This is a genomic window from Hydrogenimonas sp. (genome assembly GCF_029933015.1).
GTDB lineage: Bacteria > Campylobacterota > Campylobacteria > Campylobacterales > Hydrogenimonadaceae > Hydrogenimonas.
In genome coordinates this window covers 1-4434 of record NZ_JAOZOZ010000135.1, presented here as the reverse complement: position 1 = coordinate 4434, position 4434 = coordinate 1, and the positions used below count along the sequence as shown (strand labels likewise).

The 4434-nt window shown below is 55.1% G+C and carries 4 protein-coding genes; 2 read left to right on the top strand and 2 right to left on the bottom strand.

Features of this window, described 5'->3' with window-relative positions:
* The coding region (locus Q1K23_RS08065) for a methyl-accepting chemotaxis protein (protein ID WP_300363672.1) at positions 1-1968 on the top strand (1968 nt) is incomplete at its 5' end.
* A gap of 11 nt (positions 1969-1979) precedes the next feature.
* On the opposite strand, the gene purN is transcribed toward Q1K23_RS08065, so the two are convergent.
* Together purN and Q1K23_RS08055 are read right to left on the bottom strand one after the other, a co-directional pair.
* Positions 1980-2564 (bottom strand): phosphoribosylglycinamide formyltransferase, encoded by a 585-nt coding sequence (gene purN / locus Q1K23_RS08060; RefSeq protein WP_366522650.1) that lies wholly within the window; start codon positions 2562-2564, stop codon positions 1980-1982.
* Entirely contained in the window at positions 2549-3958 is a 1410-nt protein-coding gene (locus Q1K23_RS08055; RefSeq protein WP_300363671.1) for an NAD(P)H-hydrate dehydratase, read from the bottom strand. Before Q1K23_RS08055 ends, purN begins: the two co-directional genes overlap by 16 nt.
* 93 nt (positions 3959-4051) lie before the next feature.
* On the opposite strand from Q1K23_RS08055, the gene rpsU reads away from it, so the two are divergent.
* The gene (gene rpsU / locus Q1K23_RS08050; protein WP_092913660.1) at positions 4052-4264 is read left to right on the top strand and encodes a 30S ribosomal protein S21; all 213 of its coding nucleotides are present in this window, start codon (positions 4052-4054) and stop codon (positions 4262-4264) included.
* The last annotated feature ends 170 nt before the right edge of the window (positions 4265-4434 follow it).

Sequence of the window (4434 nt, the reverse complement as noted above, 5' to 3'; positions counted from 1 at the left end):
ATGAAAAGGCGGAAATTAATGTACATTCCAGAATCGATTCGGAAAATGCCTCTTTCGGTGATGTTCTCCATCCTGATCGCCGGGGCGATGGTCGTCATCTCCACGGCGATCTACTGGTATCAGTTCGATGAGAACAAGAAGGCGCTGCAGCAAAATCTCTACAGCGAGGCCAGAAGTGTCCTGAACTTCGCCGATGTTCTCCTCGAGAGCCGGAACGAAAAGTTCTTTTCCGGCGAGTCCTCCGAAGTCCCCCAAGTGATTCAGAATGAGATTTTCGACAAATTTACCGCCGTGAGCGAAGGAAAAGTCTTTTTCAAAGAGGCTTCCAAAACCCCGACCAATCCGAAGAACCGAGCGCTTCCTTTCGAAGAGCAGGCGATCGACTATTTTCAGAAACACAAAGGGGAAAAAGAGTACGCCCGGGAGGTCGAACACGAGGGCAAATCCTACTATATGCTCTCAAGGCCGATGATCGCGGAGGAGCGATGCAAACTCTGTCACCCCACATGGATACCGGGAGACGTCATCGCCATCGAGGCGGCCCGCATCGATCTGAGCGACTACCAGGCGGCCCTACAGAGCAATCTTCTCTACTCCTTTCTCAACTGGTTCGTCAATATCGCCGTCGTACTGCTGGCGATCCATCTGCTCTTCAAAAAGGTGATCGCCGAGCGCCTCGAAAAACTGCTCCAGGTCTTTTTGAGAGTCGAGAGAGGGAAATTCATCATCGACGATATCCTGGGCGAGGATGCCCATGTCGACGAGAAGAGCAGAAACGAGATCGACCAGCTCTTCAGGCACCTCAAGCAGATGGTCGACGTGCTGCGCCCGGTCATCGCCAAAGTCGTGACACAGTCGAAAAACGTCGCGTTCGAAGCCTCCTACGGTCTGGTGCGTCTGAAGGCCTCCAACGATTCGGTGATGGACCAGACGAAAGAGGTGGAGCATGTGGCCGAAAGCCTCAGGGAGATCGGTGCGATGAACCAGGCTCTGAGCGGTCAGCTTGAGGAGCTGGTCTCCCATGTCGACGCGTCGGTCAGACTGATCGAAAGCGGGCAGGAGCAGATGCAGAAGAATGCGAAAGAGACCCTGAAGGCTTCCGATGCCCTCGACAGCACGATCCACTCCATCGAAGAGTTGAAAGGATTTTCCGAAAACGTTTCGAAAACGATCGAACTGATCTCGGAGATCGCCGACGAGACCAACCTGATCGCCCTCAACGCGGCCATCGAAGCGGCACGTGCCGGAGAGCACGGACGGGGATTCGCCGTCGTGGCCGAAAAGGTCCGGGAGCTTGCCGAGGTTTCGATGGAGAATGCCAACAACACCCGGCGCATCATCCATTCGATGGTGAGAAACATCGACGGAGTCGTGCAAAACGCCACCCATACCAAATCTTTCTTCACCAACCTGCAGGAGAGTTCCGAACGGGTGGGCAGCTACTTCCAGGAGATCGAATCGACCCAGCGTGAAACGATCAAAACGATGCACCACTTCGGAAACGAGTTCAAGAAAGAGTACGAAGCCTTCACGAAGATCCTCGGACAGCTCGATTCGGTGACCGAAGGCAACCGTCGCATCATCGAAAGCACGAAGAATGTCGAGTCGGTCATGACGATGATCTCCGAGGAGAGTGCGGAGCTGAAAGTGCTCAGCGACGGTTTCGAAACGGTCATCAACCACAGGAAAATGCCCCGTACCATCGTCTCACCGCCGGTCGCTATCACGATCGAGTATGAAAACGGCATCGTCGACAGGGGATTTGTCTTCGACATATCGGAGAAGGGAATATCCTTCTACGGGATCGACGAAAACGACCACTGCAACACCTCATCTCTCGAAGGGATGAGAGGCACGGTGAAGTTCGACATACCCGTCAACGGCCTCGACTCGATCCGTTTCGAAGTGGTCTATCAAAGTGAACCGAAATTCCACGGCATCCGCTTCTGTGGGGCCAAAAGAGTTTAGGAGAGGTTTCGTTATCGATCCGAAAGATCCAGCAGATCCCTGACGACTTCGGGAAGCAGACGATGCTCCAACTGCCGGATCTTTCGGGTAAAGCTCTCCAGCGTATCGCTCCTCTCTATGGATACGCACGCCTGGGCCAGGATCTCTCCGCTGTCGAGTTCCTGGGTGACCCGGTGGACCGTTACCCCTCCCACCTTCATCCCGCTTTCGAAACTCTTGCGTATCGCATCGGCCCCTTTGAAGAGCGGCAGGAGGGATGGATGGAGATTGATCGCTTCGATGCGTGAGGTGAAGACGGGGGTGAGGATGCGCATGAAGCCGGCCATGACGACCAGATCGGGCGCGAAGGACTCGATCGTTTCGACCAGTCTGGCATCGAAAGATTCTCTCTCTTCGAAGTTTCTGTGGTCGATGACGACCGTTTCGATGCCGTATCTGCGTGCCCGCTCGATGCCTCCGGCATCGGGGCGGTTCGTGACCGGGACGATCGTACAGCGCCTCTCTCCGAACCGTCTGCCGTGAAAATGGCGGATCAGGTTTTCGAGATTGGTACCGGTGCCGCTGAAGAGAACGACGATGGTCATTTCCGAAGCCAACGAATCTCCTCGATCAGATCCTCGGGGGTCGCACTGTAGTTGGCCCCTTCGTAGCGCCTTGCACAGAATGTGTGGGCCAAAGATCCGTTGATGGCGGCATTGATGGGTGTATATCCCTGGGCCAGAAGTGAAGCGACGAGGCCGCTGAGAAGATCGCCGCTTCCCGCCTGGGAAAGAACGGGTGTTCCGAAGGGATTGACATAGATGATTCCCCGGTAGGCGATCAGGGTATTGGCCCCTTTGAGAATCAGCACGGTCTCGGGATAGATTTCGGAAAAGCGTCTGGCCCATCCGAATCGGTCTTTCTGGATCTGCGAAACGGTGACATCGTCGATACCGAGCGTTCTCAGAAGCACGGAAAACTCTTTGGGGTGGGGTGTGACGACGGTTTTCGTGCAGCGCTCCAGAATGTGTTTGATCCACGGAACGTAGCACATGTCGGCATCCATCAGGATAGGGATATCCTCTTCGACGATCGTCGTTTTGACAAGAATGGGGTCATATTCGTACCCCATACCCATACCCATGGCGATGGCGCTGGTGTTTTCGGGAAGCGTACCGCTTTGCATCAGGGAGAAGGGGAGGTTGTCGATGGTCCGGTCGCTGAGAAGGGTCACAAGCCCCGCACCGAAGCGCAGCCCCGCCAGGCCACAGAGTACGGCGGCGCCTCTTTTGTTTCCCGCGACGACGCAGAGGTGGCCGAAATGCCCTTTGTGGGAAGCCGGATTGGTCCGCAAAGGAGGGTTGAAGTCTTCGTGATCGAGCAGGAACACGTTGCTGTGTCCTTCGTAGAGCTTTCTGCTGATACCCAGGTCGGCCACCTCGATTTTTCCGACATAGGGTTTGGCATGGTCACCGAAGAGGGCGATCTTCAGTGCTCCCATCGTAACGGTGGTGTCGGCTCTGAAGGCGATCGGGTTGGGGTTTCCGTCGGGATCGATGCCCGTGGGTATGTCGCAGGCGATCTTGTAGGCGGCCATGCCGTTGAGCCGATCGACGAGATCGATCCCCGTCGTATCGAGAGATTTGGAAAAGCCGGCACCGAAGAGGGCGTCGACGACGATGTCCGCTCTCTCCGGGAGGGCCTGGACCGGTTCGAGCCCAAGCTGACGGAGGCGTTCGAGCTGGAGCTTGGCCATGGTCGACTTGGCCCCGTAGGGCAGATAGAGGGAGATATCGAAGTCCTCGTGCAGAAGTCTCGCGAGGGTGACGCCGTCCGCGCCGTTGTTGCCCGGCCCCGCCACGATGAGAATATGATCTTTGCTCCCTTCGAATTCACGGATATGCCGCGCCATCGCGTCGGCGGCATGCTCCATCAGAATGTCTTCGGTCAGTGCGTATTTTTCGTAGCAGCGCCTGTCCAGGTCGTAACAGTTTTCGAAAATCTTCTGCATGAGCGCTTCTCCTCGTAGGGTTTCGGTGTATGATAACAAATCTATGCTATAATTTCGCTCGCAAAAATTTCACCGAAAGGGGGTGATGTCAGTATGCCTGGCATCCTCGTACGCGAAAACGAGTCGTTTGATGAGGCGTATCGCCGATTCAAGAAGCAGGTCGATCGTAACCTGATCGTCACTGAAGCTCGTGCAAGACGTTTCTATGAGCCGATGACCGAAAAGCGCAAAAAGCAGAAAATCGCTGCGCGCAAGAAGTTGCTCAAACGTCTTTTCATGCTGCGCCGATACGAATCTCGTCTCTAAGCGGCAGGCCCCGGAAGGGGCCGTCTTCTCAATGCAAAATGAAGAATTGAGAATGGAGAATTTCGGAAGGTCGCTTCCGCTCCCTTTTATCTCCTTTTAAACTTCGACAATCCATCCTTCTCAACACTCAACACTCAACACTCAACACTCAACACTCAACACTCAACACT

What these genes read in the sequence shown, in the direction of transcription:
- Q1K23_RS08055 (WP_300363671.1), bottom strand. Translation starts at nt 3,958, where the DNA reads ATGCAGAAGATTTTCGAAAACTGTTACGACCTGGACAGGCGCTGCTAC.
- rpsU (WP_092913660.1), top strand. Translation starts at nt 4,052, where the DNA reads ATGCCTGGCATCCTCGTACGCGAAAACGAGTCGTTTGATGAGGCGTAT.